Source organism: Shewanella woodyi ATCC 51908 (assembly GCF_000019525.1).
Lineage (GTDB): Bacteria > Pseudomonadota > Gammaproteobacteria > Enterobacterales > Shewanellaceae > Shewanella > Shewanella woodyi.
In genome coordinates this window covers 2,534,831-2,561,444 of record NC_010506.1, presented here as the reverse complement: position 1 = coordinate 2,561,444, position 26,614 = coordinate 2,534,831, and the positions used below count along the sequence as shown (strand labels likewise).

At 42.7% G+C, this 26,614-nt stretch carries 23 protein-coding genes; 11 read left to right on the top strand and 12 right to left on the bottom strand.

Features of this window, described 5'->3' with window-relative positions:
- The first annotated feature begins 13 nt into the window (after nucleotides 1-13).
- From hisB to hisA, 3 genes are read left to right on the top strand one after another with little or no spacing between them, the layout of a single operon-like run.
- The gene (gene hisB / locus SWOO_RS10690; RefSeq protein ID WP_012324718.1) at nucleotides 14-1,093 is read left to right on the top strand and encodes a bifunctional histidinol-phosphatase/imidazoleglycerol-phosphate dehydratase HisB; all 1,080 of its coding nucleotides are present in this window, start codon (nucleotides 14-16) and stop codon (nucleotides 1,091-1,093) included.
- 49 nt (nucleotides 1,094-1,142) lie between these two features.
- Complete coding sequence (gene hisH, locus SWOO_RS10685) at nucleotides 1,143-1,793, top strand: imidazole glycerol phosphate synthase subunit HisH (RefSeq protein WP_012324717.1); 651 nt, start codon at nucleotides 1,143-1,145, stop codon at nucleotides 1,791-1,793.
- Complete coding sequence (gene hisA / locus SWOO_RS10680) at nucleotides 1,793-2,530, top strand: 1-(5-phosphoribosyl)-5-[(5-phosphoribosylamino)methylideneamino]imidazole-4-carboxamide isomerase (protein WP_012324716.1); 738 nt, start codon at nucleotides 1,793-1,795, stop codon at nucleotides 2,528-2,530. Before hisH ends, hisA begins: the two co-directional genes overlap by 1 nt.
- Nucleotides 2,531-2,607: 77 nt before the next feature.
- Here hisA and SWOO_RS10675 read toward each other — a convergent pair whose 3' ends face one another.
- The 3 genes from SWOO_RS10675 to SWOO_RS10665 form a co-directional block, all read right to left on the bottom strand.
- Nucleotides 2,608-4,170 carry a sodium/sugar symporter gene (locus SWOO_RS10675; protein ID WP_012324715.1) on the bottom strand — a complete coding sequence of 521 codons (1,563 nt, stop codon included), beginning with the start codon at nucleotides 4,168-4,170 and terminating at the stop codon, nucleotides 2,608-2,610.
- A gap of 96 nt (nucleotides 4,171-4,266) precedes the next feature.
- Entirely contained in the window at nucleotides 4,267-5,424 is a 1,158-nt protein-coding gene (gene galK / locus SWOO_RS10670; protein ID WP_012324714.1) for a galactokinase, read from the bottom strand.
- 45 nt (nucleotides 5,425-5,469) lie between these two features.
- A complete protein-coding gene (locus SWOO_RS10665; protein WP_012324713.1) occupies nucleotides 5,470-6,543 on the bottom strand; it encodes a UDP-glucose--hexose-1-phosphate uridylyltransferase in 1,074 nt (357 codons plus the stop codon).
- Between the two features lie 344 nt (nucleotides 6,544-6,887).
- Here SWOO_RS10665 and SWOO_RS10660 point away from each other — a divergent pair, with 344 nt between their 5' ends.
- The 4 genes from SWOO_RS10660 to SWOO_RS10645 all read left to right on the top strand — a co-directional run bounded on the left by SWOO_RS10660 (nucleotide 6,888) and on the right by SWOO_RS10645 (nucleotide 10,561).
- Nucleotides 6,888-7,916, top strand: a complete 1,029-nt coding sequence (locus SWOO_RS10660) for a LacI family DNA-binding transcriptional regulator (RefSeq protein WP_012324712.1) — start codon at nucleotides 6,888-6,890, stop codon at nucleotides 7,914-7,916.
- A gap of 285 nt (nucleotides 7,917-8,201) precedes the next feature.
- Entirely contained in the window at nucleotides 8,202-8,975 is a 774-nt protein-coding gene (hisF, locus tag SWOO_RS10655) for an imidazole glycerol phosphate synthase subunit HisF (protein WP_012324711.1), read from the top strand.
- Nucleotides 8,976-9,020: 45 nt separating this feature from the next.
- The gene (hisIE, locus tag SWOO_RS10650; protein WP_012324710.1) at nucleotides 9,021-9,653 is read left to right on the top strand and encodes a bifunctional phosphoribosyl-AMP cyclohydrolase/phosphoribosyl-ATP diphosphatase HisIE; all 633 of its coding nucleotides are present in this window, start codon (nucleotides 9,021-9,023) and stop codon (nucleotides 9,651-9,653) included.
- A gap of 206 nt (nucleotides 9,654-9,859) precedes the next feature.
- The gene (locus SWOO_RS10645; protein WP_041417592.1) at nucleotides 9,860-10,561 is read left to right on the top strand and encodes a substrate-binding periplasmic protein; all 702 of its coding nucleotides are present in this window, start codon (nucleotides 9,860-9,862) and stop codon (nucleotides 10,559-10,561) included.
- 12 nt (nucleotides 10,562-10,573) lie between these two features.
- Here the strand turns inward: SWOO_RS10645 and SWOO_RS10640 are convergent, their stop codons facing one another.
- Nucleotides 10,574-11,305, bottom strand: coding sequence for a substrate-binding periplasmic protein (locus SWOO_RS10640; protein ID WP_195742883.1), 732 nt, complete (start codon nucleotides 11,303-11,305; stop codon nucleotides 10,574-10,576).
- A 465-nt stretch (nucleotides 11,306-11,770) separates the two neighbouring features.
- Here SWOO_RS10640 and SWOO_RS10635 point away from each other — a divergent pair, with 465 nt between their 5' ends.
- Nucleotides 11,771-12,877 (top strand): phosphoribosylaminoimidazolesuccinocarboxamide synthase, encoded by a 1,107-nt coding sequence (locus tag SWOO_RS10635; RefSeq protein ID WP_012324707.1) that lies wholly within the window; start codon nucleotides 11,771-11,773, stop codon nucleotides 12,875-12,877.
- 55 nt (nucleotides 12,878-12,932) lie between these two features.
- On the opposite strand, the gene SWOO_RS10630 is transcribed toward SWOO_RS10635, so the two are convergent.
- On the bottom strand, nucleotides 12,933-13,514 hold the full coding sequence (locus SWOO_RS10630) for a cytochrome b/b6 domain-containing protein (protein ID WP_012324706.1): 582 nt from the start codon (nucleotides 13,512-13,514) through the stop codon (nucleotides 12,933-12,935).
- A gap of 1,104 nt (nucleotides 13,515-14,618) precedes the next feature.
- On the opposite strand from SWOO_RS10630, the gene SWOO_RS10625 reads away from it, so the two are divergent.
- A complete protein-coding gene (locus tag SWOO_RS10625; RefSeq protein ID WP_012324705.1) occupies nucleotides 14,619-15,899 on the top strand; it encodes an MFS transporter in 1,281 nt (426 codons plus the stop codon).
- A gap of 46 nt (nucleotides 15,900-15,945) precedes the next feature.
- On the opposite strand, the gene SWOO_RS10620 is transcribed toward SWOO_RS10625, so the two are convergent.
- Genes SWOO_RS10620 through SWOO_RS10610 form a run of 3 tightly spaced genes read right to left on the bottom strand, consistent with a single transcriptional unit; the run spans nucleotide 15,946 to nucleotide 19,368 of the window.
- The gene (locus SWOO_RS10620) at nucleotides 15,946-16,521 is read right to left on the bottom strand and encodes a PqiC family protein (protein WP_012324704.1); all 576 of its coding nucleotides are present in this window, start codon (nucleotides 16,519-16,521) and stop codon (nucleotides 15,946-15,948) included.
- Nucleotides 16,518-18,170: an intermembrane transport protein PqiB gene (pqiB, locus tag SWOO_RS10615; RefSeq protein WP_012324703.1), complete on the bottom strand. Its 1,653-nt coding sequence runs from the start codon at nucleotides 18,168-18,170 to the stop codon at nucleotides 16,518-16,520. Before pqiB ends, SWOO_RS10620 begins: the two co-directional genes overlap by 4 nt.
- Nucleotides 18,148-19,368 carry a paraquat-inducible protein A gene (locus tag SWOO_RS10610; RefSeq protein ID WP_012324702.1) on the bottom strand — a complete coding sequence of 407 codons (1,221 nt, stop codon included), beginning with the start codon at nucleotides 19,366-19,368 and terminating at the stop codon, nucleotides 18,148-18,150. The genes pqiB and SWOO_RS10610 overlap by 23 nt, the downstream gene beginning before the upstream one ends.
- A 348-nt stretch (nucleotides 19,369-19,716) precedes the next feature.
- Here SWOO_RS10610 and SWOO_RS10605 point away from each other — a divergent pair, with 348 nt between their 5' ends.
- Nucleotides 19,717-20,733, top strand: a complete 1,017-nt coding sequence (locus SWOO_RS10605; RefSeq protein WP_012324701.1) for a hypothetical protein — start codon at nucleotides 19,717-19,719, stop codon at nucleotides 20,731-20,733.
- Between the two features lie 266 nt (nucleotides 20,734-20,999).
- The gene (locus tag SWOO_RS10600) at nucleotides 21,000-21,542 is read left to right on the top strand and encodes a DUF4410 domain-containing protein (RefSeq protein WP_012324700.1); all 543 of its coding nucleotides are present in this window, start codon (nucleotides 21,000-21,002) and stop codon (nucleotides 21,540-21,542) included.
- 78 nt (nucleotides 21,543-21,620) lie between these two features.
- On the opposite strand, the gene SWOO_RS10595 is transcribed toward SWOO_RS10600, so the two are convergent.
- The 4 genes from SWOO_RS10595 to pheT form a co-directional block, all read right to left on the bottom strand.
- On the bottom strand, nucleotides 21,621-22,652 hold the full coding sequence (locus SWOO_RS10595) for a YncE family protein (RefSeq protein WP_012324699.1): 1,032 nt from the start codon (nucleotides 22,650-22,652) through the stop codon (nucleotides 21,621-21,623).
- Between the two features lie 252 nt (nucleotides 22,653-22,904).
- Entirely contained in the window at nucleotides 22,905-23,840 is a 936-nt protein-coding gene (gene lpxM / locus SWOO_RS10590; RefSeq protein WP_012324698.1) for a lauroyl-Kdo(2)-lipid IV(A) myristoyltransferase, read from the bottom strand.
- An 81-nt stretch (nucleotides 23,841-23,921) separates the two neighbouring features.
- A complete protein-coding gene (gene ihfA / locus SWOO_RS10585; protein ID WP_012324697.1) occupies nucleotides 23,922-24,215 on the bottom strand; it encodes an integration host factor subunit alpha in 294 nt (97 codons plus the stop codon).
- 4 nt (nucleotides 24,216-24,219) lie between these two features.
- Complete coding sequence (pheT, locus tag SWOO_RS10580; RefSeq protein ID WP_012324696.1) at nucleotides 24,220-26,607, bottom strand: phenylalanine--tRNA ligase subunit beta; 2,388 nt, start codon at nucleotides 26,605-26,607, stop codon at nucleotides 24,220-24,222.
- Nucleotides 26,608-26,614: the final 7 nt, after the last annotated feature.

Sequence of the window (26,614 nt, the reverse complement as noted above, 5' to 3'; positions counted from 1 at the left end):
GGGTTAACACATCATGAAGCAAAACATCTTATTTATCGATCGCGATGGCACTATGATTGAAGAGCCTATCACGGATAAACAGGTCGATAGTCTAGCGAAATTGGTTTTCGAGCCACAACTTATTCCTTCACTTTTGAAACTACAAGATGCGGGTTATCGGCTCGTCATGGTCAGCAATCAAGATGGACTGGGCACCCCCTCTTTTCCAAAAGATGACTTTGATGCACCACAAAATATGATGATGCAGATTTTAGAGAGTCAGGGAGTCGTTTTCGATGAAGTGCTGCTCTGTCCTCACTTTGATGATGAAAACTGTAGCTGTCGTAAACCAAAACTTGGACTCGTCAAAGAGTACCTCACCTCAGGTAAGGTCGACTTTACCCGCTCAGCAGTGATTGGCGATCGTCACACTGACATGGGATTGGCCGATGCCATGGGCGTTAAAGGTCTGCAATATAACCGCGAGAGCCTAAACTGGAATACGATTACCGAGCAGCTGTTAACTCGTGAACGTGTTGCCAGCGTGACTCGCACCACCAAAGAAACGGATATACGCGTCACCATAGATCTGGACTCCCAAGATAAAGGTACTATTGAAACTGGCATAGGTTTTTTTGACCACATGTTAGATCAGATAGCGACCCACGGCAGCTTTAAGATGGATGTCACGGTTGATGGCGATCTTGAAATTGATGACCATCACAGCGTTGAAGATACCGCTCTGGCCATTGGTGATGCACTAAGACAAGCGCTGGGAGATAAACGCGGTATTGCCCGTTTTGGTGATGCGTTTGAGCAAGCCATTCCCATGGATGAAGCCAGTGCCTCCTGCTTACTCGACCTATCAGGACGCCCTTTTATTAAATTTAAAGGGGAGTTTGAGCGTGAACTCGTCGGTTCAATGGCCACAGAGATGGTGCCACACTTTTTCCGCTCATTCGCCGATGGCCTTCGTTGTACCTTGCACTTATCCACTGAGGGTGACAACGACCACCACAAGGTTGAAAGCCTATTTAAGGTGCTGGGCCGTACGCTACGTCAGGCAGTAAAAGTTGAAGGCGACAGCTTGCCATCGAGTAAAGGGGTGCTTTAGTCATGGTTAATCAACAGCAAACAATCAGCCTGACTCTAGGGGAGATATCATGAGTCAGACAAATACGACCGTGATTATAGACACGGGCTGCGCCAACTTAAACTCAGTGCGCTATGCGTTCGAGCGATTAACCGATGATGTGTTAGTCACCGACAATCATGAAGCGATTAAAGCCGCAGATAGAGTCGTACTTCCCGGTGTCGGCACTGCCGGCGCTGCAATGGCATCCTTGAAAAATAAGCAACTTATCGAACTAATCCAAGGCCTAACACAACCAGTCCTTGGGGTGTGTTTAGGCATGCAGATGATGGGGAGTCTCTCTAAAGAGCAAGGGGGAAAACTGGTAGATTGCGAATGTTTAGGACTTATTCCAACTGAGGTAACAGAGCTCGATAGTCAGGGGCAACCCTTGCCCCATATGGGCTGGAATCAGATAGAGGTTTCTGACCATCCGCTCTTTGATGGCATTGCATCTGGCAGTTATCTCTATTTTGTTCACAGCTACCGTGCACCTCTGAGCGAGTACACCATTGCCAATAGTCAATATGGTGAAACCTTCAGCGCTGCTATCGCTAAAGATAACTTTATGGGGGTGCAGTTTCACCCCGAAAAAAGTGCAGCGGTAGGCTCAGCCATCTTAAAAAACTTTTTAGCACTGGACAAAGGCTCACTTAACATGAAATTACAGGAGGCAAGTTGATGATCATTCCAGCAATCGATCTTATTGAAGGTCAAGTTGTACGCCTCTATCAAGGTGACTATAAACAGAAGACCACCTTCGATTTAAGCCCGCTTTCTCAGCTTAAATCCTATCAAGACCAAGGCGCTAGTTGGCTACATATTGTGGATCTGACTGGGGCCAAAGACCCTGACAAACGTCAGACAAATTTAATCGCTGATTTGGTCGATGGGCTCGACGCCAATATTCAGGTCGGTGGCGGCATTCGCAGCGAAGCACAAGTGATAGAGCTGCTCGACATTGGTGTAAAGCGTGTGGTTATCGGCTCACTTGCCGTAAAAGAAACAGCGCTAGTACAGAGCTGGTTTGAAAAATATGGCGCCGAGGCTATCTGCTTGGCATTGGATGTCAATATCGATGAGCAAGGCGAAAAAATTGTCGCGGTATCGGGCTGGCAATCTGGCGGCGGTAAAACTCTCGAATCTCTGGTTGAAGCTTTTAAGCCCTATGGACTAAAACACGCTTTGGTGACAGATATTAGCCGAGATGGCACTTTGCAAGGTGCAAACACGCAACTCTATCGCGAAATAGCAAGCAGCTACCCTCAGATAAAGTGGCAAGCATCTGGAGGCATTGCCAGCCTCGATGATGTTGCAGCAGTCAGAGATAGTGGCGCTAATGGCATCATCATAGGCAAAGCGCTATTGATTGAAAACTTTAATGTAGAGCAAGCCATTACCTGCTGGCCAAATAGCTAAAAAATCACTCCAGCTCTATGTAAAATATAGCTGGAGTGAATCAAATCTTAATACTATTTGGTATTAATATAGTTAGGTTACCACCAAGTCACATAGAAGAAAGTGAGAATAATCACGCAACCTATTGCGGCAAGATTAAAACCTCTATCGGTAATAAAGCTCACATCATCTAAACTCACGCTACTATCATGATCTGAAGGTTTATCCATCAAGGAAACAACAAGCGTTACGGCTAGACAGAGCAGAAAAACTAAGCCAATTCTGTCCATAAATGGCAGTGATGGTAGTCCAAACTTCAATGCTACAGAGAAAACCGCTGAGCCTATTGCCGCCGCCAAAGCGCCCCTTGACGTCGCACGCTTCCAAAACATACCAGTAATGAATATCACCACAATTCCTGGAGTGAACAAACCGGTGAACTCCTGAATATATTGAAACGCTTGCTCAAACTGCCCTAGTAATGGTCTTGCCGTTAATAATGCAATCGTTAAAGCAGTTAAAGTCGCAACACGACCTACATTAACGTAATGAGTTTGGCTCTTAGCAGGCTTTAACTTTGCGTAGATATCCATGGTAAAAATAGTAGAAATGGAGTTGGTCATTGAAGCTAAGGATGAAACAATTGCAGCAACCAAAGCTGCAAACACTAGCCCTTTAATCCCAACAGGCATCAGGCTCATCATAGAAGGGTATGCTAAATCAGGTGAGGTCAAGTTAGGAAATAAAACCACGGCGGCGATACCTGGCAAAACCACTATCACCGGCATAAGTAGCTTTAAATATGCAGCAAAAGCGATCCCCTTTTGCGCTTCACCCAAGTTTTTAGCTGCAAGTGCACGCTGAATAATATATTGGTTGAAGCCCCAATAACTAATATTCATCACCCACATACCTCCAATAAGCACTGAAATACCTGGTAAACTCATATAGTTAGCATTATCAGGACTGAGAATCATATCAAAGTGGCTGGGAAGCTCCTCACTTAAGATAGCAAAACCTGCAAACAAACCTTCACCATCAGCGACTTGAGTCAATGCTAAATAACTTAGTAGCAGGCCGCCAAAAACTAACAACACAACTTGCACAATATCGGTATACGCGACCGCTTTTAAACCACCATAGAGTGAGTAAGCAATAGAAAAAATAGATAAGAAAAGCATACCCGTCATGGCATCAACACCCGCGACAGCTTCAATCGCTAACCCACCTAGCCATAACACTGCGGTTAAATTGACAAAGATATAAACAGCTATCCAGAAAATCGCTAAGGTTGTTTTCACTCGGCTATCAAAACGCTGCTCAAGATATTGAGGCATAGTGAATATTTCATTCTTCAAGAAGATCGGTAACAGGTACTTACCCACCAAGATCAAGGTAATTGCCGCCATCCACTCATAGGATGCAATAGCGAGCCCCATTGCATAACCAGAGCCAGACATACCGATGATCTGCTCAGCTGAAATGTTTGAGGCTATTAATGAAGCGCCGATAGCCCACCATGGTAATGCCTTACTGGCTAAGAAGTAATCTTCTGTATTGGTTTCATGGGATTTTTCACCTCGCGATATCCAGATCGCTATGATGACCAAGCCCACCACGTAGGCAATAAAAACATTAATATCGAGGGTATCGAGTGTCATTTTCTTCCTTCCTATCTTTATTATTTTTTAATTTATTATCATCTTCTTCATTTAAATTGAGCACTGTTTGTATAAATGCAGTAAACCCGCTTCAAGCTAACTTGTAAAAACTGAGCCAGCGCCAATTTGTGCGGTACAAACATAGATGGAAGCCCATAAGCCACTTTGCTCATAATATTGCGCCTCTACAGCATTGATAACCTGGTTAACTAATGCATCGGGGACAATAGAAACTACACAACCACCAAAACCACCACCTGTCATACGTACACCGCCGAGCACGCCAACTTCAGACTTGATAATGGCGACTAATGCATCCACTTCAGGTACGGTAATTTCAAAGTCATCTCGCATCGATGCATGAGATTCAGCCATTAACCGCTGCAGTGTCTGCATATCGTTACTGGCCATCGCTTTAGCGGCAGCATAGGTTCGAGCATTTTCAGTGATAATATGTTTTGCACGTTTTGCTATCAAAGTATCAAGCTCAGGCTCTCGGGCATTAAATGTGTCTATATCAACATCACGCAGTGCCTTCACCCCAAAAAATCTCGCTGCAGTTTCACATTGCTTACGGCGAGTATTATATTCACTGTCAACTAAGCCACGTTTTTTGTTGGAGTTAACGATAACAATACTGTTGCCTTTAGGTAGTGCCACTGGCGTTGTTGCTAAATTTCGGCAATCTATCAGCAAGGCATGATCTTTTTTAGCTTCAGCAGAAATCAGTTGATCCATAATTCCACAGTTACACCCCACAAATTGGTTTTCAGCTTCTTGACCGTTTAACGCTATCTCTTGTTGGCTGATATCTAAACGATACAAAGCCTTAAAGGTTTGACCAATTGCCACCTCCAGTGCGGCAGAGGAGCTTAAACCTGCACCTTGAGGCACATCTCCACCGATAGCAATATCGGCGCCGCCAAACTGATAGCCTCTCAACTTCAAGTGCTTAATCACACCGCGAATGTAGTTAGCCCAACTATTTTTGGTAGGAATAATGTCCTCATCAAGTGAGAACTCATCTGTCGCTCCATCGTAGTCAACCGAGATAACTCGTACTAAGTTATCCTCACGAGGACTGGCACAAACAACCGCACAGTAATTAATCGCACAAGGTAAAACATAACCGTCGTTGTAATCTGTGTGTTCCCCAATTAAGTTTACGCGCCCGGGAGCTTGGAGCACGTATTGGGCTTGGTAATGAAAGCCCACTTCAAAAACAGTGCTTACTTTATTGATTAAATCTGACATAAGAATTCTTAATCACACCCTAACTAAAATCACCGAAACTAAATATCAAGTCGCCGCTTTGAACTGACCTGCTGTTCTATAATGCTCATTCGAAGCTAAACGTAATCTTTGAGCTGCTTGTTCTGGGGTTAAATCACGCTGCGCTTCAGCTAACATCTCATAGCCGACCATAAATTTTCGAACCTGAGCCGAACGTAACAAAGGGGGGAAAAATGAAGCATGTAATGTCCATTCAGGATGCTCCTCACCATCAAAAGGAGCCCCATGCCACCCCATAGAATAGGGGAAAGAGGTATTAAACAGATTATCGTAACGAATAGTGATCTGCTGCAATATATCAGCAAGTGAACTCTCTTGCTGACCATTCAAATCCGTCATACGTTGAACAGGAAAACGTGGCAATAACAGGGTTTCAAATGGCCAGGCGGCCCAATAAGGCACCACAACCATCCAATCAGCATTGCTCACAACCACACGCTCACCTTGAATAAGCTCATCAGAAATTTCACGCTTAGCATAATCTTGCAGTAGATTTGTTCCATAGTTATGGGTATATGCATCAAACGCTTTTTGCTTCTTCTGAACTAGTGTGGGTAGGTGGTCTTGAGCCCATATTTGACCATGGGGGTGGGGATTAGAGCAGCCCATCACCGTACCTTTATTTTCAAAAACTTGTACCCATTGATAGCTTTCTGCTAAAGCAGAGGTTTGCGCTTTCCAGGTTTTAACCACGGCGGTGATCTCTGCAACTGAAAGTTGAGGTAAAGTTTTACTGTGATCTGGCGAGAAGCAGATCACACGACTCTCTCCCCTTTCCGTTGCCATAGTAAACAGAGGGTCATCACTGTGGAGCTCAGGAGTATCTTGCTTTAGTGCTGCAAAATCATTTTTAAAAACAAAAGTGTCAGTATACTTTTCGTTAACTTCACCATTGATACGCGTATTGCCGGAGCACAAGAAACAATTTTCATCATAGCTGAGCTTATCCTCCTCATCCAAAGCTTCAACTTGGCCTTGCCATGGACGCTTCGCCCTATGTGGCGATACCAAGACCCATTCATCAATTAATGGGTTATATCGGCGATGTGGGTGTTCAGTAGGATCAAATTCAACAGTCATATTTATAGTATTAATAGATAACGAATAGACAAAATGTAAACGTTTCCATTTTCAATTGCAATAGACAGCATAAATTCAAAGCTTATTAGCTTGATGAATAAAGGGGGATTCAGTTTAAACCTTGAGGCATCAACTTGTGTTCACTGATATTTTAAACAAGTGCCACATACAATAACGAACAAGGTTAAACCCTTTAAATACAGACTATTAATGAGAAAACAAAAAGAGTTACTAACCTATTAACCAAGCTATAGATGAACAAAGAGCTAGACTCTTGTTTAGATTCATTCCTATGTGTATATTAATCAACAAATACGATTTTCAAATAATGTAAACGTTATCTTATGTCCACAATCAAAGACATTGCTCGTGTCGCAGGAGTCTCGGTCGCAACCGTCTCCCGTGTTGTTAATAACGATCCGAAAGTGAAAGAGAAAACCAAGCTGAAAGTCACCAAAGTGATGCTTGATCTCAACTACACACCCAATGCAAATGCACGAGCCTTAGTCACACAAAAGAACACCACTATAGGGGTTATTATCCCTTCATTGACCGATCCCTTTTTTGCTTCATTAGCTAACGGGGTTGAGCAAGTCGCCAGGCAACAAAGTATGCAGCTACTGTTAAGTACTGGTTTGGTGAGTGCAGAATCTGAGAGACAAGCGATAAATCTACTCAGAGAGAGGCGATGTGATGTGATGGTTGTTCACAGTAAAAAACTCACCGATGATGAGTTAATCGCTTTATCCGAGCAAATTCCAGGGCTTGTGTTAATCGATCGACACATAGAACAGATATCACACCGTTGTGTCTGGCTAGATAACCTAGAGGGAGGGAAAATAGCAGCCCGTCACCTACTCGCCTTAAACCACCAAAAATTTGCCTCTATATCTAGTAAATATCAAATTGAAGATCCAGGGCTCAGACTCGAAGGATTCACACGGGAGTTGACCGGTGCCGGATTTGCTATCGACAAGGAGTTAATAGAGTACGGCGAACCCAACCTTCAAGGCGGGGAGATAGCAACGCAACACTTACTCTCTTCAGGAAAAACATTCTCTGCACTCTTTGTTTATAACGATGCTATGGCAATAGGGGCAATATCGACACTGGAGGACAACGGTTATCGAGTTCCCCAAGATATTTCGGTGATTGGCTTTGATGATGTTCTGCTCTCTCGCTATTCAAGGCCAAAGCTATCTACGCTTAACTACCCCATTGAAGAGATGGCACAGCAAGCGGCAAATTTGGCCATCGAATTAACCAAAGAGAGGAAAGCAGCTAAAGATGAGTACAAGGTTGAAAGCAAGACACACAAATACGTCCCTAGACTAGTCAAAAGAGAATCAACAAGTTTATGCAACGAAAACTGAGATATTAAGGTTTTTTCTCGCTTATTTTTAATCAATTAACATCAAGGGTAGAAAAGTCTATTTAATAACTAGGTGTTCTGCTTTTTATGTTAACTGCGGTGTAAAAAACCTGTATATTCGATTTCAAGAATAACTGCATTGTTATGCACCACTATTCATTCGTGTGAAGGTCTATTCATTTTTAATTAGTTGAATGTAAGTGTTATCACCTATGTGTACCCTAGAAAATCTAAAAAACACCACTGTCGTTTTAACAAAACAAAGCATTAGCTCCAAGGTGATATTATGTTAGCTAAACGTATCGTGCCCTGCCTTGATGTCAGAGAGGGGAAAGTCGTTAAAGGCGTGCAGTTCCGCAACCACGAAATTGTCGGTGATATCGTCCCTTTAGCTGCAAGGTATGCCGAAGAAGGAGCGGATGAGTTAGTCTTTTATGACATCACCGCCAGTGCCCATGACAGAGTTATCGATAAAAGCTGGGTGAGCAGAGTTGCTGAGCGTATCGATATCCCCTTTTGTGTAGCCGGTGGCATTAGCAGCATAGAGCAAGCCAGAGAGAAGCTTGCTTTTGGCGCAGATAAGATCTCCGTCAACTCACCCGCCCTCTCCGATCCAAGTTTAATTCAACGCTTACAAGATGAGTTTGGCCGTCAATGTATCGTGATAGGCATCGACTCCTATTATGACGAAGCAAGCGACAGTTACAGAGTGAAACAGTTTACTGGCGATGAGTCCGCAACCAAAGATACCCAATGGTTTACTCAAAACTGGGTTGAAGAGGTGCAAAAACGCGGCTGCGGTGAGATTGTTTTGAATGTGATGAATCAAGATGGCGTACGTCAAGGTTACGATCTAAAGCAGCTCTCCATCATTCGAGAGATCTGCGATGTACCCCTTATTGCCTCAGGCGGTGCGGGAACCATGGAGCACTTTAAAGATGTCTTTGAGATAGCCAAGGTTGATGCTGCACTCGCAGCAAGTGTATTCCATAAAGGGATCATCGACATCAATGAGCTGAAAACCTACTTAGCTCAGCACAAGATCCCCACACGCCGCTAACAACAATGAAGATCAGGCTCAATGCTTAAGCGATAGGAACAGATAATGACCGATTCAGTAAAAGACAAATCAGCACTTTCAAACTCACTAGATTGGGATAAGCAAGATGGACTGATCCCTGCTATCGTACAGAACCATTTAACTGGGAAAGTGCTCATGCTGGGCTACATGGATAAGGCTGCACTGGATAAAACCTTAGAAACAGGCTCAGTAACCTTTTTCAGCAGAAGTAAGCAAGCATTATGGACCAAAGGAGAAACATCGGGCCATACATTAGAGCTAGTCGCCATTGACAAAGATTGCGATAACGACAGTTTATTGATGCAAGTGCTTCCTAACGGCCCTACCTGTCACTTGCAAACTGAGAGCTGCTGGCCAGATGGAAATGCTCACACTTTCCTCGATAATTTGGCCAACTTGATTGCGGATCGTAAAGGCGATGACCCAAAGTCCAGTTATACCGCACATCTGTTTGAAAGTGGCACTAAGCGTATTGCACAGAAAGTCGGTGAAGAGGGATTAGAAGCAGCACTAGCTGCTGCAACACACGACAAGCCTGAACTGATTGATGAAGCATCGGATCTCATCTATCACCTACTAGTGCTACTTGAAGATCAAGAGCTCAGTCTAGCCGATATCACTGATAATTTGCGTAAACGCCATTTAAAAGCGAATTAAAACAGTATTGTACAGTTAGAAATGATAAAGCCTCATTAATGAGGCTTTATCTGTTTAAATCCTAATACATCAGCAGTATAATCGCTTCATATGTAAACATAATGTATAAAATGTGAGGTAAAATTATCAAACTAAGGCATTGGTTTTCCTTATGCGGCTTATTAATTAGTAGTGCATCTCACTCCGCTCTACTAAATGCAAAACCTTTGACCTATTTTGTTATCGCACATCAGGCTGAACCTTTTCAGATAGTTGATGATACTGGACAACATCAAGGAATTATCAGTGACATCATCACCTCCATCCTCAGGGGGTCACGCACAAATCTCATTCACAAAACTTATCCCTTTAAACGCATGCTTTTTATGATGGAGAAAGAGAATCAAAGTCATTGGATAAGTTATGGATCTCCCGCTTGGAAACACAGTGATGGCGTCGAAATACAAAATAACCGTCTCTCCCAGCATCCACTATTTTATGTGTCGCACCAACTCATTACCGACAAAGATACTGATCTTCACTTTTCAAAAATAGAAGATCTGTTTGGTCAAACCCTGATCACATTAAAAGGGTTCTCCTACCCAGGTTTAGACAGTTACCTTATCAAGGGCCAAATCAAGCATATTCAAGTTGGTAGTCATGAACATGCGCTAAAAGCACTGAAAACTGGCAGAGGTGTCGCCTTTGTTGCCATGAAAAACCGAGCGCTTTATACATTAAAAACCTTGGGGCTAGAGATAGATGAGTATGCTTTTATCGACTTCTCATCTGTGATCAGCTCCTATCCGATACACCTTTCCTACAGCGAAGGGTTACCAGAGCCATTGATTAAGCAGATAGAAACTAAGATAGTTGAGCTAAGCAGTAGTGGAAAAATAACTGATATAATCAGGCGCTATCAGATGTAAATCGTAAAAGCTTCAATCAGCCACAGAGTACCCTTGAGGCACCTGATAGCGCTCCAATATCTTCTGATAAGTTCCGTTTTCAACAATCCTCCTTAACCCTAAGTTAAACGTCCGAGTGATCGCCTTTGAGTTTGGGTAGTTGTGCGAGATCATCAGGTGAAAAGCTGCGCTGCTTTCAGGCTTCGAAGCCACCTCATAACTGGCAAGCTCTTTAGGGAAAGATTGACCCACTAACTCCCACCCCACTAGCTCATCTATTAAGGTAAAATCTACCCTTTTTAGCTTTAGCATCTCAATATTCTGTTTATCTGAAGTCACATAATGAATCGTTAAACCTGCTTGTTTAAACTGTTTCTCATACCAGTATCCCCTGACACCTCCTAAAGTGTAACCTTTGAAGTCAGACAACTTCTGCCATTCAAACCCATTGGGGAAGCGAGATTTCAGGTAAAAGAATTTAGGAAAAAAATAGATAAGTGGATCAGAAAAAACAAACTCACCCTGCCGCTCTGCTGTTTTAAGGTAGGGGAAACAGGCAAATACCTTTCCTGCTTTTAATGCATGCTCACCACGGAGCCATGGCTCGAAAATAATATCAGGTGCAAAAACACTACCTTTTAACGCCTCTTCGATAATGTCAGGGATCACTCCACTTGCAACCCCTTTGGTATTGACCACATAGGGCTCATAATTGCTGGTTGAAAACACAATACGTGCAGGTCTCTCTTGTGCGAGTAAACTCATATGAACAAGGAGAAAAATAGTGGCTGCAATCCAATTAAAAGCTCTAAATAGCCCCAAGAATTTCGACCCCACATTGTTTGCGAAAGCGGTAGAAATATATCATCTAACTCACTCCAACCTAAAGTTAACCTCAATCCCTAATCAAGTGTTGACCCCAAGCCACAAACTGTCAATTTGCCCTAGCCCATTCTCTCACTGCAACCCGTTCACCCAAAACTAACGTTTCATTAAGGTGTAATGACACAAACAACATAGACAGTTCCCCTCAAAGTTATCAGTAAATGTATTTATAATTCAGAAGCTCAACATGAATAAAATCGCCATCATTTCTAACCCACTTAACCGTGTTTGCTTGTAAAATGAAAAACACTGTTCGCAACTGCGATTCCCCCGCTAAAAAGCTGTTGCGAATGAGAACTTCTGCTACAATTCCCGCCGAAATCATCCAATATAATAAAAGACCCTATGAATCTCTCTAATAAAGTTCTCGCAGTTAATGATGATCTTCCTATTCGTACAGATAAGGCCGTTCATTCTGGTAAGGTTCGCAGTGTTTACTGGCTTACAGAGCAAGATAGTGCGCGTTTAATTCAACAAAAAGGCTACGACGTTCCTGTCGATACTCCCCTTGCAATTATGGTGATCAGTGATCGCATCTCTGCATTTGACTGCATCTGGCAAGGCGAAGGCGGTCTTAATGGTGTCCCAGGAAAAGGAGCGGCGCTAAACGCTATCTCAAACCACTGGTTTAAACTCTTTAAAGAGAAAGGGTTAGCCGACAGCCATATTCTCGATGTGCCACATCCTTTCGTATGGATTGTTCAAAAAGCACAACCAGTTATGGTTGAAGCCATTGCCAGACAGTACATCACAGGCTCTATGTGGCGCGCATACAGCTCTGGTGAGCGTGAATTTTGCGGCATTAGGCTACCGGAAGGATTAGAGAAAGATCAAAAACTTCCCGAAATTTTAATCACACCATCGACTAAAGGTGTGTTAACAGGCCTTGAAGGCGTACCTGAAGCCGATGATGTAAACGTCTCTCGTGCCGATCTAGAGCGCCACCTTGAAGGGTTTAACTTCCGTAACCTCTCTGATATTGACCTCTACGAAAAACTCCTCAAAGAGGGCTTTGCAGTGATCAGTGACGCTCTTGATGCACAAGATCAGATCTTTATCGACACCAAGTTTGAGTTTGGCTACGTTAAAAATGCAAACGGGCAGGAGAAGCTTATCTATATGGATGAAGTGGGCACACCTGACAGCTCACGGATCTGGGATGGCCCGGCACACCGAGATGGCAAGATAATCGAAAAATCAAAAGAGGGATTCAGACAGTGGTTACTTAATCACTTCCCAGATCCGGATATCTTGCTAAACAAGGAGCGCATGCCTGAGCGTTTCGCACTCGCTGCCGATAACAAGTTACCTCAATCCGTCATGATGGATATCTCAAACACCTATGTCGGTATTGCAGAGAAGGTCATAGGGAAAAAGCTGACTATCAGTGAGGATCCTAAGCAAGAGATCATCGATATTCTACGCAATGAGTATCAGCTCATCACAGATTAATTCAATCTAGCTAGATGATCGAAAGCCGTAATATTTTAAAGTTACGGCTTTTTTATTACCTTTTTTCGTTGTTACAGCTCATTCCATCTTGCTGACACAGATGAACAGCTGCAGCACCTATGTGCCCCAAGAGTAAAAATGGTAAAATGATGTCGGCGCCGACATCTTTATGAAAGATAGCAAATGGCTCAATAAAGGCGATCATCAGCATCCCTAACTCCTCTCTTATCCAGTGCTCAACCACTTCAAACCTAAAAAATCCAGGTAAGTAAACAGCGCCTAGCAGAGGTATATCGACAGCTGTGCCTATGTAGGCCGCGATAGGCATCATGAGCAAGATAAAATACAAGCAATAATGGACTACTCTAGCAGCTAGAACACTCGACTTAGTGACATGCGCTGACCTCTTTAGCATTCGGTAAGTCAGCATAACAACAGTTAGCACTAGCACCAGAATACCAAAGTTGATATGGACAAGCAGAAGGTACCAGTTCGCCACTTCACTCTGAGATGTATACCAATAACGATAATAGGCTGTGATGTATGTCATAAACACACTAAAGACCAAGCACCAGTGCAGTTTTCGGCTCACTCTACTGCATAACAAGCTCTTGGCCACAGGCATTTTATTTGTCATGGCCGTTAAATATCTCCCTGCAAAATGAATACAGATAGTATCTGTTGAAAGGAAGTTTTAACCTATTCATAAAAAACTCCTAAAGAGTTCATACTATAGGGGTTATTAAGTAATTGGAGGATTTGAACTACTCAAAAAAAACACTCATCGTCTCTAAGAATAAAAACACTGAAAACAAGATGTATAAAAATATTTCTTATATAAAAATGAAATACCAATCAGTAAGCATCAACACTTTATTATGCTAAAAAAATATCCCAAAGTAGAATATATCCACTTTACCCTTAAATTATTTAACTCTGTATTCCCTATATATCTCAAAGAACTTAAATAAATATCACGTTTCACTTAGACCAAAGTATAGCGACTTTAGTATAAATATTAATCTATAAGCATGTAGATATAATAAGCACTGAATATTCAGCATTCATATTATTTAATATTTTACAAAGTGGAGAATAAAAGATGCTTAGTAAATTAATAATTTAGAGTCTGGTACACTGCAATATGGAGATATATTCTACCTTTCAGATAATAGGTTTAACCCCATCGTTTTTAATAACTCTCTAGCTAGACATCTAACTCCTCTATTAAAAGAGGAACTTAGTTTCCTATCTAACCTTTTTATAGATATAACCCATTCAATCTTGATGGAGAAAATAATGATATTAATCCATTCAACTTGTACATTGATTTAACACTCGATGATATTAATATCAGTTTCTTCCTTACTTTTTACGCTATAAACTCACTACCGAGTCTAATTAATAATATTACCCCTTAAATAATTTTATATTTTTATATAAAGGATTAAGAGTATGGATATATACCAATCGGTATAAATATACTCTGTCATTGCAATGGAGTGAAAACAATTACGCATAAAACAAACCTTACCCATTATGGCCTCTTTAGCGCTTGTGAGATCACTTGTTACATTTATGTAATTGTTTAAAACGTCACAGTGCGATAGAGTAACCTTGACTGACGGCTGTGGCATTACTGCGAATAACCCGATTAGAAATAACTAGTTAACTTTCTAATCTCAGTATGATGAAAAACTCCCGCCTTTTACTCACTTCTCGATATTTTTAAGGCTCCTTTGTGAACAGTGACGTTTCTCTCAGCAGATTTAGACAGTTCCCACGCCTAATGTGGATCTTTCTATTTGGCTCCTTTATCACCCGCGGTAGCTATTATATGGTCTGGCCGTTTCTAGCGGTGATCTTATATGAGAGGTTTGCCTTATCGGCCACGCAGGTAGGACTTATTTTATCCAGTGCCGCCATTATTTCGGTTTTTACTAGCTTTATCGGTAGCTCTTTATCTGACCGAATTGGTCGGCACCAGCTGATGTACTTAACAGGCATTCTCTACATCATCTCATTTTCGTTGCTGGCGGAGGTTGATACGGTCAGCGGCTATGTGGTGGTGATGACATTGTGCTCGATTGCCACCTCTTTGTGGCGTCCACTCACCTCAGCAGCAATTGGTGACATCATCACAGATCCCAAAACTCGTGAGTTGGCGATGCAGTCGCTCTACTTCATCGTGAATGTAGGCTGCGCTGTGGGTCCTCTATTGGGAGTGTGGTTAGGTCTTACTGGCGAGCAATCGAGTTTCTACATTACCGCAGTGGCCTTTGCCTTACTGCTTGTTCTGCTCTATTGGGGATTTAAAGATCATGCCAGAGATAAGAGTGAAACAGAAAGCAGCGATAGCCAAAAAGCGCAGCACACTGATGTTAAAAAAACCAAAGCGCCAGTGGTTACCCGCAAGATCATGATGACTATTTTACTGGAAGATAAGCTACTTCAATGCCTGATCTTGGCTAATGTACTCTGCATGTTTATCTATGCTCAGATGGACAGTTCATTAATCCAATACTTAACCCGCTCTGAGGCACCAAACCTGCTTGAACTCATCTCCGCGATGATATTCACCAATGCCTTAGTGATAATCTCCACCCAGTTTTTACTGTTAAAAATAATGGCTCGCCATAGCTTAATCAAGCGGATCCAGTTTGGCTTGGTATTACTGATTATCTCGCAAGTCTGGTTAGCGATGAACCCAATTGATCTCTTTTGGGGTTGGATTGGCGCGGTAATAGTGATGAGCTTGGCCGAGACCATTCTATTTCCGACCATGAATGTGCATATCGACCGTTTAGCACCAGACCACCTTCGAGGCGCTTACTTTGGAGCCGCTTCTTTTTATGAATTTGGCTTTGCTTTTGCCCCCCTTGGCGGCGGTATTATACTCGACCACTTCGGGGGTTATTGGTTATTTATGACCGGTGCGGCTCTCTCACTATTCGTCATCTACCTCTATGGTATTTTAGAACGCTTACCTCGACCTGACTTTGAGCAGATAAAAGTGAATTAAAGAGGCGACGAACCTTTGCTGTTACGTCGCAACTCATATTGTTCAATCAAGTTGAACTTATCTGCTTGGCCAGTTTTTGCATCAGCGCTCTCATCAAAGCCACTGAGTGTGAGTAACCATCCTCTTGCATCGTCGCTTCAAAAGAGAAGTTCCGGTGGCCGCCCTGATACTCATAGCTACCAGATAGAATGACTTTAGATTGACTAGTCACATGAAAATAATCAATCGACACACTCAAGTGAGTTTGCTGTGAATCTTGATCTCGTCTTAGTGCAGGCACAAATATCTCTGTATCACTCATGGCATTGAGATCATGTAAAAGCGAATTGAAAATACTATCGGTTAATGGCTCAGCCCACATATGAAACGTAGCATAGTGAATTTTATGCTCATCCATCTGCATCACCAGATAGGGGGAACTCAGATAATCAGCGACTTCCAATGACAGTAACACCCTCTGTTTAGCTTTATCTTTACTGTGCACCGCTTGGGCAACACCAGAGGAGGCTGGGTTATTCAACATATAATAACTGGTCATATCTGACTCAGAACTTGCACTGCATCCGCCTAAAAATGGACTAATAGCGAGAAGCGTGATTGGGATAATATTTTTAATTATCATTGATTAGCCCCTGAATGTTTTTTCGGTTCATAATTTTTTGTACCAGAGTCAAAGATAAGCCCATTTGGCTGGTGTTTTAACTGTTCAAGCAGAGGTTTAAGTTCATACATTACATCGGAGATACTCTTCATCGCCTCCTCTAGCTCCTCGTAACCTTCTGACCCCTCAGAAAAATCTTGTGTCAGTAAGGAGACATTTTCCAGCGTGAGCCTTAACTCCCTAATAAGCTCCTGCTGATCAGCACTGATAAGCAGTTTATCCAAACTCTGATTGGTGCCTTGCAGATCTTTGAGTAACACTGAAGCATTAACCAAAGTACCGTTCGCATTGCCTGCTATCTCGTCCAGTGGTAGCTGATTCAACTTATCGACAAACTGCCCTAACTTACCCGCAATTTGAGAGAACTCATCTTTCACCGTAGGAATAACAGCGTAACCTTCATAGGTTTCAATATGGTCAATGGCGGGCATATCATAGTGCTGTAATTCAACAAACAAGCTGCCTGTCAGTAAGTTTCCCGTTTTTAAACTGGCTCGCAAACCGCTCTTCACCCAGTGCATATTCTGCTCATTCATCAAGTTAATGCCTTGCTCATTATCTGGTAGCCCCACTCGCCCTGGGTGTAAGCTTATTAGCACTGGAATGCGGATCGCTTCGTTATACATCACATTAGGATCTGCCGTGGCTAAATTTACCGAGGCAACTTGGCCGATGAGTACACCACGATATTCAACCGGAGCCCCCACATTTAGCCCTCTGATACTGTCGCTGACAAACACCACATACTGGAGTGAATGCTTATAACGTGCGTTACTGGCACTTTGATAGTCATTAAAAATATCGAAATAATCCCGCTCGGTGATCTTATCACCTAGCGGCATCCCATCTGGAACATCAAAGGTCACGCCATTGGTTAACATGGTTTCCACATTGCCCGTTTTAACCGATATCCCCTCAGCGTTGAGATCCACTGTCAACCCACTCACATCCCAAAAGCGAGTATTGCTTGTCACTAGCTCATGGTAGGGAGATTTGATAAAGGCGTTGTAATAGACAACCCGCTCATCAATATTAAAATAGACATCCTCAATCTGACCTACTGTTAGCCCTTTGTAGATGATCGGGTCTCCCTTAGAGTAGGCAAACTCCTCATCACTATTAAGTGTTATGTGCAATCCTGGTGTCCCAATGGGTGTAATAGGTGCGGAATCTAATGCAGTGAACTCATCCATAGGCTCATCAGATTTCCCTGGTGCAATCTCAATATATACGCCCGAAATCAATGTATCTAAACCTGAAACCCCTGAAAGGGATATTTTGGGTGTCACAATCCAGAAGTTGCTGTCCTCTACCAGCATCTTCTCACTGTTTTTAGCAAGCCTTGCAGTCACCGTCACCCCATCGCCAGCATCATTAAGGGTAATACTTTCCACTTCACCGATATTCACATGCCGAGACTTAATCTTGGTTTTACCCGCTTCCATCCCCTCAGCAGACTCAAAAAAGAGCGTCACTACAGGGCCTTGATTACTCCAGTGGTAATAGACCATCCAACCACCAATGAGCAAGGCAACGATGGGCACAAACCAGATAGCAGAAATGCCTCTTACTTGCTTAACATCTGCATCAACTTGTTGATCTGTTTTCATAAGCACTCTTATAGTTATAAATTAATTTCGGTTCAAAACTCATTGCTGCCAACATGGTTACAACCACAACGCCAGAGAAAGCAAAAGTCGCAGCCCCAGGAACAATACTCATGGTGTTTCCTAACTGGACTAGGCTTGCCAGAATAATCACCACAAAGATATCAATCATGGACCAGCGGCCAACAAACTCAGCGATGCGATAAAGTATGATCCTTTGATGCTCGAGTTTCATCGAATTGGTTTGCACACTGTAATTTAACCAGATAAGCACCAATATCTTGGCTATTGGCACCATGATGCTGGCAACAAAGATCACCATAGCAATAGGATAAGAGCCGTGATGCCACAATAAAATCACTCCTCCAATGATGGTGCTAGGATCGTCTTGCCCTAGTAATCGAGTATTCATGATTGGCAGTGTATTCGCAGGGATATAGAGCAAGATAGAGGTGATAATCAAGGCCCAAGTTTTCTGGATTGACAAACTAGGATCCACATGATGAACAAGACTCTCGTTAACTGCAGGCTCCCCCTGCTTCACTGATGTTGATGCTTTAGTATTCTCTGTATATCTCGAGTCTAAAGCCTGAAATAGATAGCGCCTATCGATATGCAGCAAAGCAGCAGTCATGGAAACCGAGAACAAAATAAAAGCGAAAAATGAGGGGCCTAAGATAATATCCGCAAGTGAGATTATCTTAATTAAGCTCACCAAGGTGCCCACCAAAAATATCTCAACCATATTCCAAGGGATCAATTTGAATATGATCTCCATAAGCCGATGCCCTTTCCGCGGGTAGCGGCCATTAATGAGAAAAGAGAGCAGATAGATCAAGCTAAGTAGTACAAAAGCAGGAATAAAAAATACGGTAACAAGCTCAATAATGGCCAATGCCGTATAACCACTGTCGATCAAAATACCGACACTGTCCAACATCTTAATGTTATTTTCCAAACCACTTGATTTAAAAGAGATAAAGTCAAAGAGTGTTGATGCTAACAAAAATATTAATGCGGTGATTGAGAGCGCTAAAATGCGCTCTAGGGAGTTTGCACGTTTAGCCGATAACAGATAACCACAACGAGGGCAGACTGCTTTTTGATTTACCCTTAAACTTGGAATAACAACATTCAGGTCACACTCATGGCAAACTTCCCTTTCACCCGAAACATTTGATTCTATATTCTTAATTATCATAAAGTTAAATAAACCTAATTAAGATAACTGCTACGCTCACATAATGAATATTAAACTGTGATTGAAACACCTTCATTAAGTAACCAACACCGCAGGCATACGGGAAACTGATAAAGCTTTTGATAAAGCAGAAATATGTAAAGAATGAATTAAGTGAAGTTGAGAATGACAAGTTCACAACTGTTAGTCAACATTTTACTTACACATTCCAGTAGCCATATCCCCCACCTCTAGCTCTATCTAAAGATAATTAATCTGCCAAAAGAGTTAAAACCTATGTTACAACTTTGTTGACAGCAAGGTACTCGTGTCGTACTTTTGTTCGAACTTTTTAAGGGAATAAAAATCATGAAAATAACAAAAATAAAGCTCAGTGCAGCTCGTTTTGTCGCGCTCGCCACTGTACTACTCAGCACTGCATGCTCAACAACTTACAAAGTCGACCCAGCCCTCGTAAGCCAATTCAAACCAGAGACTACCCCAACTCAAGATGAAACCTTTGTCTATGTTGTCAGAGGATCTAAATTTCAAGGCGGTGCACGTGGTGCTTGGCTTGCAGCCAATGACAAAGTTGTGGCAGATCTCGGGAATGGCACCCATACACTACTAAAGTTAAAGTCAGGGATAAACTCCATTCACCTTGTTCAAGGCTTAGCAGGCTTTGCTTATGCTAAAGTCGATAACAAGCCTGCTCAAACCATTTTTATGTCAGTTGATTACACAACAGGAGAGATGAAGGAGCTTGAATATGATCTAGGCGCTTCTATGGTAATGCAGACGAAAAAAGCCAAAGATATCGGAGAGGTAAGAAAGAATGATGCCTACGATAACTTGTTAGCAAACCCTGCATTATTGGGCTTCCCTGTCATGAAACCTGCAATTGATCCCATTACTCCTGATGATGAAACCGCTGTCATTAATTTCTACCGCATGGAAACTTTAATTGGTGAAGTCCCCTTCGATATCTGGTCTGAAGAGGGTTATGTTGGCAGCACACGAAGCGGCACCTACTTTCAAGTTCGAGTAAAGCCAGGTAAGCATACTTTTGTTGCGCTCTCTGAACGTTACTCTGTACTTGAGGCTAATGTAGAAGCAGGTAAAGAATACCTAGCAGAGTTTGATGTCGATATGGGCTGGAATCAGGCACATGTACAGATTTTACCTATCGATCCGCTAAAAGAGGTTAAAATCATCAAAAGGTGGAAGGCAGAAGCAAGGTTAATGACACTGGACAACGATGTCATAAACCAAGCTGAATTTAAGCAACGCGCAGATCAAGCTCGTGAGTATCTATATAAACAATTTAAGAAGATCGATGCAGGTGAAATAAGCACCAGAGAGCTTAATAGTCAGCATATTCTCTAACTTGTATTACTACAGCCCACTTTTATAAGTGGGCTGTTCTGCAAGGAGTGTATTGTCAGTCAACTTCTTATACTGATTCCATCACTGCTCAAAAGAACACCAAACCAACCTAATTGCAACTTTTTCACAACCTTTACTCTTGTTATCACCCCCCAATAGGTTTATCTTCACCCGTCAGTCTTTTGCCTGAAGCTACACTGGGGCAGAAACTGATCAATGTAGAAGGTTTTTCTACTGTTTCAATATAATTAAGCTAGGAAGCTAAAATGAAAAAAACAATCACACACCTCTTGTCTCTCTCTTTAATGATCACTTTTTTAACAGCCTGTGGCGCTGCACACGTTAGAACAGAAAAAAGCTCAAGTGATCTACATCAGTACAAGAATATCTATTTAGGCAAGGTTGATATTCACTCACAGGAGGAAGCGGCAAAAACCAATGAAGAGCTGCAGCTTAAGATGGTTGAATGGGAAGGTTTTGCTCGCACAGAGCTAAAAAACTACGTTGAAAAAAGTGAGTACACTTTAGTCGACACCTTAGACAATAAAGACACCACTTTAGCCGTCGACCTTGATATTGACCTTGTTTACGGTAACAGAGCTGCGCGCTACTTCGGTGGTTTTGGCGCAGGTAAAGGCTCTGTAGACTCAGTGCTTAAAGTTACCGATCCTAAGACCCAAGAGGTAAAATTTCACGCTGTAGCGGAAAGCGATCTCTCAGTCGGAGCCTTCGGTGGCAGCATGGAGAGTGTATTGAAGACCAACATACAGAAGTTGATTGAGCAGTACCCAAGAGCCGCTAAGCAGTAGCAGTTAATGAGTAGGATGGCGCAAAGCAACTCCAGCTAAGCGCCATCAGTTTTCGACTAGAACAGATCAATCACTAACTTAATGAGGAATATAAGCTAAGCCAAATGGATTGCCCTCAACGGTCACTTCAGTGGAGAAGCTAGGTAATGCCACTCCTGGAACAGTTTCAAATACGCTCACCTTATTTTGAGTTGCACCAGAGTGAGTCACATAGATTTTTTTCCCATTAGCAGTCACAGTAATATTGTGCGGCGCACCATAAGGCGCGTTATCCGTGTCGATAATATGCCTTCTTTTGGCATCTATGGTATAGAGTCCTTGTGAACCACCATCTGCAATGTTGGTCACGTAGAGACGGCGCTCTTGAGCAAATATTCCGTGAGCGTTTGGCACATCAAGTTGGTAACGAGTTGCAAGATTTTTGGTGTTTAATGCCAGTACAGTACCGCTCTCTTGAGAAGGCACATAGAGGGTCTTGCGCTTCAATGGAGAGATAAATAGATGCGGATCTCCGCCCACTTTTTTACGGGCAAGCTCACGGTTATGCTTAATCGATAGTTTAATCACATAGTCATCACCACTTCCTCCACCAACTAAACTCACAAAAGCAGATCGGCCATTGTCAGAAACAAACACGTCATGGGGTTTAAAGCCTTGCTCTATAAGATCTGCCGGTAAAGAAAGCGTATTTAAGACGCTTAATGAATTGGTATCAATAACGGTAACAGTTTTATCTATATCATTATTTACAAGCAGCATTTGAGCATTTTTTGCTGCCCACATATGAAATACACCCTGTCCCGTCGAAATGGTACTGAGTAGATTGAAGCCAAAACTGTCATAAACAACAATACGATTATTTGCCCTGTCCCCCACATAAAGACGATTCTCTTTATAAACAACATACATGGGTTCCGGCGTTGCGCTAGAGGCTGGCAACTGTAATGTGCTAACGACGGTATCAGTCTGAGCATTAATGATTGAAACCGTACCTGAAGCGCGATTAGCAACAGCGACTTTTCCCTGCTCTATTTCTGTGTATGATGCACCAGCCACCACACCCACTCCACTGAATAGTACTACTGAGAGTAAAAGAGATTTAACCTTCATATCATTTCCCTATTTCATTTATGTTGATTTGTACTTTGGCCCCAACTCAAACAAAGGAGCACCATCATCAAAATAGGGGGCAGTTATCACGGAAGTGTCACAGATTGATAAAATATCTAGTTAAACTGAAGGTTTACATAAAATATAAACAAAAGAATTAAGACTTAAGGGTTATGCGCTTGAGGTTAGAACACTTTAACGGAAATAAAAAAGGTGAGTCCGCGTTAGCTAAACTCACCTTTTCAGAAAAACCTAGTAAAGAGGTGACTCACCTTCGGGTCGAGTCTTCAACACTTTGAGAAACCACATATACTGTTCAGGGTAGGCTTGAATCACCTGCTCTACCGCCTTATTCAGTGCTATTGCCTCATTCTCTTTTCCCTGCATCTCATCGGGAGAGATAGCAGGCATAACAGTTAACTCATAACGGCGAGATGTTTGATCATAGCCTATCTTTACTGGCAAAACTTGTGCATTACCGGCTTGTGCTAAACGTCCAACAACGGGCAAGGTTGCTTTCACTGTTCCCAAAAATGGCGCAAACACACTTTTATCAGGACCAAGATCTTCATCGGGCAAATAGAAGAAACTATTATCATTTTTAAGTTCTGATAGTAGTGCTCTTATTCCCGCCTCACGCATATAGATATTACCGCCTTGGCTACTTCGCATCCGGTTGTTAAACCAGTTAAATAAGCCATTACGGTGGGCTTTAGCCATACTCACCATAGACAGTTCCAGATTCAGCCTTAAGCCAGCATACTCTATTCCCCAAACATGAGGCATGATAAAGATAACAGGCTGTCCAGCTTCACGGGCACGGGTGACATGTTCGAAACCATGTAGATTTACTCGACGAATAATATTCGCTTTAGAGCGCACTAACAGCTCAGATTGGGCAAGTAAGATCATCACAAAATTTTCGACATTATCTTTAATTAATGCCTCAATTTCATCGCTAGACTTATCTGGAAAACAGGTCGTTAAATTAACACGGGCAACAGATAGTGGTTTTTTTGCTATTTTCATCACCAACTTAGCCAAAAGTCTGGCTAAAGGGTCGCGAAACCAAGCAGGCATAAGACCAAAAATCACTAAGATTAGGATCCCTATCCAGGTTAGCCAATATTTGGGGTGCAGTAAGGAAGCATGAAAACTTCGATTAAAATACTTAGGTTTTCTCGACAAAAAACTAACCTCTGACGATATAAACAAACTGAAAAAGCCACTCCTAGAGTGGCCTTAACATTTAACTAACGTTAGTAGTTCTTACTTAGCGTTAGCCTCTTCGACTCGGCTTTTAAGCTTCTGTCCAGGTCGGAACGTTACTACTCGGCGCGCAGAGATTGGAATATCTTCGCCTGTTTTCGGGTTCCTTCCCGGTCTTTGATTCTTATCTCTAAGGTCAAAGTTGCCAAAGCCAGATAACTTGACCTGCTCACCACTTTCGAGTGCTTGACGAATTTCTTCGAAAAATGCCTCTACCATCTCCTTAGCCACACGCTTGTTAATCCCAAGTGTTTCAAAAAGATGCTCTGCCATTTCGGCTTTGGTAAGTGCCATACTTTTAATCCCTCAACAATGCGTTGAACTCGGTCTTAAGAGCGTCAACAACTGAATCAACCATCTCAGCTATCTCTTTCTCTTCAAGTGTACGAGTGTTGTCTTGTAATGTAAGTGCAATCGCTAGGCTTTTTTGGCCCGGCTCAACACCTTTACCCTGGTATACGTCAAATAAGTTTATGCCAACCAACTGATTTTGGCCAACTTTTCTTATCATTTTTACAACATCACCGGCGAAAACTTCCTCATCAACTAAGATGGCGATGTCTCGACGATTGGCAGGAAACTTAGATACAGTCTGGGCTAGCGGAAGACGTGCATGCAACAAAGCATCTAATTCAAGTTCAAAAACAATTGTTTTACCATTGAGTCCGAAAGGCTTCTCTAAACTAGGATGTACTGCACCAATAACACCGATTACTCTATCATTCCTTAATATTTCAGCACATTGCCCCGGATGTAACGCTGGGTGCGCTGCTGATCTAAAAGTAAATTCTTCGTCGGATACTGTCAAGCCGAGAATTGCCTCAAGATCACCCTTAAGGTCGAAAAAGTCGACAGTTTTTGACTCCATTGACCAATGTTCGTCGTTTTGAGCACCAGAAATAACCGCACCTAACATCGCCTGCTGACGCACGCCAGAATCAGCATTTTCGTCTGGAACAAAGCGTAATCCAGATTCAAAAAGGCGAACACGATTCTGCTGACGACTTTGGTTATACCCTACCGCACTCAACAGACCAGTTAGTGTTGATAGGCGCATTGCCGACATCTCAACTGAGATAGGATTTGGTAAAATCATCGCTTCTTGCTCTGGATGAACCAGTGCCTGCATCTTAGGATCAACGAAGCTGTAGGTGATAGCTTCTTGGAAACCACGAGACACCAACATGCTACGAACTCGCTTTAAGCTGATATCTGATTCTTTATGATCAGGCATGCTCAAAGAAGCAATGGGGGCCGTGTTAGGGATATTGTTATATCCGTAGATACGAGCCACCTCTTCAATCAAATCCTCTTCGATAGCCATATCAAAACGGTAAGTTGCTGTTACCACTTCCCATTGGCCTTCGCTTACCGCGACATTGAAACCTAGGCGTTGAAGAATCTCTGTCACTTCAGCATCGCTGATATGATGGCCTAAAATACGGTCTAACTTGCTGCGGCGCAGTGTGATCCCAACTGGCTTAGGCAGGTTCTCTTCTGACTTAGCTTCACAGACAGGACCCGCTTCACCACCACAGATGTCAAGCACTAGACGCGTGGCACGATCCATCACTTTATGTTGCAACTCTGGGTCAACACCACGCTCAAAACGATGCGATGAGTCAGTATGCAAACCTAAACGGCGAGTCTTACCCAAAATAGCAAGTGGCGCAAAATACGCACATTCCAGCATAATATCTTGAGTTTCAGCACCAACACCAGAGAATTCACCTCCAAACACCCCAGCAAGCGCTAGAGGCTTCTTTTCGTCACTGATGACTAAACTGTCCGCTGGAACCGTGATCTCGTTACCATCGAGCAGTGTGAGCTTCTCAGCGCCATTTCCCATACGTACTTGAATGTCACCCTCAAGTTTTGCAAGATCAAAGGCATGCATCGGCTGACCAAACTCAATCAACACGTAATTGGTAATATCAACGATAGGATCGATAGAGCGAATGCCACTACGACGCAGTTTTTCCTGCATCCAAAGTGGGGTTTGAGCCTTCACATTGATGTTCTTAACAACTCGGCCTAAATAGCGAGCACATGATGCTGGTGCCTGAAGATCTACCTGAACACTGTCATCAATCGAGGGAACAACCGCTTCCCATGTTGGCTCAGTTACCGCTTGGCGATTAAGTACACCCACTTCACGGGCAAGTCCAGCCATACCAAGACAATCGGCACGGTTAGCCGTTAAATCAACGTCGATAACCGCATCATCAAGACTTAGGTACTCACGAAGATCGGTACCAAGAGGAGCATCTGATGGCAACTCTAAAATACCATCACTTTCAATATCGATACCTAACTCACCATAAGAGCAAAGCATGCCAAAAGATGGCTCGCCACGCAGTTTGGCTTTCTTGATCTTAAAATTACCCGGCAGTACAGCACCAACCATAGCCACAGCCACTTTGATGCCAAGACGACAGTTAGATGCACCACAGACAATGTCGATTAACTCATCTTGACCGACATTAATCTTAGTCACGCGTAATTTATCGGCGTCAGGATGTTGACCGCACTCGACAACTTCACCAACGATAACGCCAGAGAACTCACCGGCAACACCATCTACGCCATCGACCTCTAGACCAGCCATCGTAATTTGATGTGACAACTCGTCACGGCTAATGTTTGGATTGACCCACTCACGAAGCCAAGATTCACTAAATTTCATGCTAATA

Coding starts and splice junctions, on each gene's coding strand:
- SWOO_RS10660 (WP_012324712.1), top strand. CDS start 6,888: ATGTCCACAATCAAAGACATTGCTCGTGTCGCAGGAGTCTCGGTCGCA.
- SWOO_RS10600 (WP_012324700.1), top strand. CDS start 21,000: ATGAAAAAAACAATCACACACCTCTTGTCTCTCTCTTTAATGATCACT.
- SWOO_RS10595 (WP_012324699.1), bottom strand. CDS start 22,652: ATGAAGGTTAAATCTCTTTTACTCTCAGTAGTACTATTCAGTGGAGTG.
- SWOO_RS10640 (WP_195742883.1), bottom strand. CDS start 11,305: ATGAGTTTACTCGCACAAGAGAGACCTGCACGTATTGTGTTTTCAACC.
- hisA (WP_012324716.1), top strand. CDS start 1,793: ATGATCATTCCAGCAATCGATCTTATTGAAGGTCAAGTTGTACGCCTC.
- hisF (WP_012324711.1), top strand. CDS start 8,202: ATGTTAGCTAAACGTATCGTGCCCTGCCTTGATGTCAGAGAGGGGAAA.
- SWOO_RS10605 (WP_012324701.1), top strand. CDS start 19,717: ATGAAAATAACAAAAATAAAGCTCAGTGCAGCTCGTTTTGTCGCGCTC.
- hisB (WP_012324718.1), top strand. CDS start 14: ATGAAGCAAAACATCTTATTTATCGATCGCGATGGCACTATGATTGAA.
- galK (WP_012324714.1), bottom strand. CDS start 5,424: ATGTCAGATTTAATCAATAAAGTAAGCACTGTTTTTGAAGTGGGCTTT.
- SWOO_RS10675 (WP_012324715.1), bottom strand. CDS start 4,170: ATGACACTCGATACCCTCGATATTAATGTTTTTATTGCCTACGTGGTG.
- SWOO_RS10620 (WP_012324704.1), bottom strand. CDS start 16,521: ATGATAATTAAAAATATTATCCCAATCACGCTTCTCGCTATTAGTCCA.
- SWOO_RS10610 (WP_012324702.1), bottom strand. CDS start 19,368: ATGATAATTAAGAATATAGAATCAAATGTTTCGGGTGAAAGGGAAGTT.
- ihfA (WP_012324697.1), bottom strand. CDS start 24,215: ATGGCACTTACCAAAGCCGAAATGGCAGAGCATCTTTTTGAAACACTT.
- SWOO_RS10665 (WP_012324713.1), bottom strand. CDS start 6,543: ATGACTGTTGAATTTGATCCTACTGAACACCCACATCGCCGATATAAC.
- SWOO_RS10630 (WP_012324706.1), bottom strand. CDS start 13,514: ATGACAAATAAAATGCCTGTGGCCAAGAGCTTGTTATGCAGTAGAGTG.
- SWOO_RS10635 (WP_012324707.1), top strand. CDS start 11,771: ATGAATCTCTCTAATAAAGTTCTCGCAGTTAATGATGATCTTCCTATT.
- hisIE (WP_012324710.1), top strand. CDS start 9,021: ATGACCGATTCAGTAAAAGACAAATCAGCACTTTCAAACTCACTAGAT.
- pheT (WP_012324696.1), bottom strand. CDS start 26,607: ATGAAATTTAGTGAATCTTGGCTTCGTGAGTGGGTCAATCCAAACATT.
- hisH (WP_012324717.1), top strand. CDS start 1,143: ATGAGTCAGACAAATACGACCGTGATTATAGACACGGGCTGCGCCAAC.
- pqiB (WP_012324703.1), bottom strand. CDS start 18,170: ATGAAAACAGATCAACAAGTTGATGCAGATGTTAAGCAAGTAAGAGGC.